The organism is Paenisporosarcina sp. P5_A11, from assembly GCF_056400705.1.
In genome coordinates, this window is sequence record NZ_JBFUKT010000276.1 from 1 (window position 1) to 2,890 (window position 2,890).

Annotated in this window: 2 protein-coding genes; both read right to left on the reverse strand. The window is 37.2% G+C overall.

Going from position 1 to position 2,890, the window contains the following annotated elements; genetic code table 11:
- A partial coding sequence (glgB, locus tag AC1DOS_RS19250) for a 1,4-alpha-glucan branching protein GlgB (RefSeq protein WP_477538797.1) occupies window positions 1-1,503 on the reverse strand: 1,503 nt, incomplete at its 3' end.
- 887 nt (window positions 1,504-2,390) lie between these two features.
- Window positions 2,391-2,890 (reverse strand): tetratricopeptide repeat protein (locus AC1DOS_RS19255; RefSeq protein WP_477538798.1); only part of this gene is annotated, 500 nt, incomplete at its 5' end.

Consider the following 2,890-nt stretch of genomic DNA (forward strand, 5'->3'; position numbering starts at 1 on the left):
ATCCAAGAGCATCCAATCTAATTCATCTCGATATTTCCATTCGTCAAACTGGCCAAATTCACTACCCATAAATAAAAGTTTTTTTCCGGGATGAACGAACAAATATCCAAACAGTAGACGTAAATTCGCGAATTTCTGCGAGTAATTACCTGGCATTTTATTGACTAATGACCGTTTTCCATGGACCATTTCATCGTGCGAAAATGGAAGTATATAATTTTCCGAGAATGCGTAAAAAAATGAAAAGGTCAATAACTGATGATGCTTTGAACGTTCATTTACATCAAGCTTCATATATTTTAATACGTCATTAGCCCAGCCCATATTCCATTTATAATTAAATCCAAGCCCGCCTTGACTCGTAGGACTAGTAACCAGCGGCCAATCAGTTGCTTCCTCGGCCATCATGAGTGCGTTAGGATACTTTCGGAAAATAGTTTCGTTTAATTTTTTTAGGAATTGAACAGCTTCAACATTTTCTTCTCCACCAAACTGATTTTTTAATTTAGTTGGAAGTGGGTTATCATGATTTAAATAAACAATAGAAGAAACTGCATCGACTCGAAAACCGTCTACATGATAAACATCCATCCAAAACATTGCATTAGAAATTAGGAAACTAACCACTTCAGGCTTACTATAGTCAAAGCTATATGTCCCCCAGATCGGTCGCTCAGCGCGCAAAGGATCTGTTGATTCGTAGAGAGGAGTTCCATCGAATCGACCAAGACCTTGGATATCTTTACAAAAATGAGCGGGAACCCAATCAAGGATTACTCCAAGCCCTTTTTGATGACATTGATCTATAAAATACATCAATTGCTCAGGTGTACCATATCGGCTTGTTACTGAAAAAAAGCCAGTGATTTGATAGCCCCATGACCCATCAAACGGATGCTCCATCACAGGCATTAATTCAATATGTGTAAAGCCGTTTTCTACAGCATAATCGACTAATTCTTCTGCGAGTTCTTGATACGAATAAAATTCTCCATCTTTCTTTTGTTTCCAAGAAGCCAAATGGACTTCATAAATCTTCATTGGTTTGTGGTAAATATCCTTCTTTACTCGCTGTGCTATCCACTTTTGATCATGCCATTCGTAGTTATCTAACTTGTAAACGACTGATGCTGTTGCAGGACGTAGCTCCGTATAAAATGCATAAGGATCTGCCTTTAATTCTTTGTGTCCATCCGGACCAGTGACTTCATATTTATAAATGTCTCCATGGGTAAGTTCAGGAACAAATAATACCCAAATTCCTGAATGTTCTATCCGTTCCATTTTATTTTGGTATCCATTCCAATTATTAAAAATACCGACGACGGATACTTGTTTTGCATGTGGTGCCCAGACGGCAAAACGTACCCCTTGCAAACCGTTTTCTGAAAATATATGTGCCCCCAGTAATTTATAGCTTTCAAACAGTGTTCCTTCATGGTAAAGATAGATATCAAAATCACTTGGATGTATATGATCCGGCAACTTTAGCAAACTTTCCAATCAAACACCTCCTCCACTCTATGTTTGTTTTTGTTTTATTATTATTACTTATTTTATAATTCGTCGTAAGTTGCTGAAATCCTCTTATAATAGCAGATTTTTGTCAAGATTATGGAAATATGAGTAAATATAGATAGACTTGATGAATTTAAATGGAAACCTACTGATTTTCAATCAAGTTTTAGGTTTCAGTCCCACTTCAGACGCCTCCTTTGCTGCACCTTGGTCTAGAGAAAAAAGAGGTGGGCTTGTGACTGCGTCACTTCGCCCACCTCTCTTTTTTTCAGATCATCCTACTGCGGATGTGCGTCCTTCGCTCCCTCACCACCTGGCCGCAAACAGTTAGGATTGTTTTGTTTATTATTGAATCGATGCTAACTATCAGTAGATATTCGGCCGAAGATGATATTTCGGCCACTTCCTGCTTGTTCTATTTTGGTGATTTTCCTTTATTTCCACGCGAATGTATTCAATCTAAAGAAACCTCAAAGTGCATCTCATTAACCAAATTGATAAGCTATTGAAACACTCTTCTTTCAAATAGTAGCTTAGGGAAAACAAAACCTTTTCGAGGCACTTTGATAGGAGTCCTTAATACTTTATTTGTTTCAATAAGTTAAATAGCACGTGAGAAGTGTTTGAGCGATTAACACCTCAGATTGAGTGGTAAATTTTTCACAATCAAAAGTCATTTACTTCTCATTAAGTAAGTGAAACAGGCACTCGCAACTTTGTGGTTATCCATAAAGTTAAAATGTAGTTCTCAGGACAGTAACATTCGCTAAAGATATTCATGTGCTTCAAATGTTTATCTGTTACACCATGGCATAATAAGAGGAGGATAGTGAATAAATCACTTTCCTCCTCTTATGAATGTTTACATATTATTAATCATTTCCTGTTAATTGAGTAGAAGTGGTATGGCTCATTCTGTTTAAAAATAAATAAGATAGAGAAACGGACCAAGCAAGTGGGGTGTTTCCATTTGGGACATTTTTTCCACCAATATATAGTTCAGGAATTTCCCAGTTATCTGGGATTAGACGCTCTGTTTTGTTAACGTACTCAAACGCTTTATCATACATACCTAGTTCAAAATAACATAATCCCAGCCAAGGTAATCCAAAGCACCATTCTGCTTCGCTGCCCTCGTTATAGTATTGATCATTTTCATAACGGATACAGCCATTTTCTCTTTCTAGTCGTTGAGTAACTCTCTCGATAATCTTAAGGGCCGTTTTGCGTTCTACAATTCGATAAGGATAGATAAGTGATAGCAAGGCTAAGTCGGTATCTTTTGTTGCGCTTTCTCTTGGCAAGATAAAACGTAACGTTTCTTCTCCTTTTTGGATAAATTCATCTCTCACGTTTACAAGCATTTTCACTG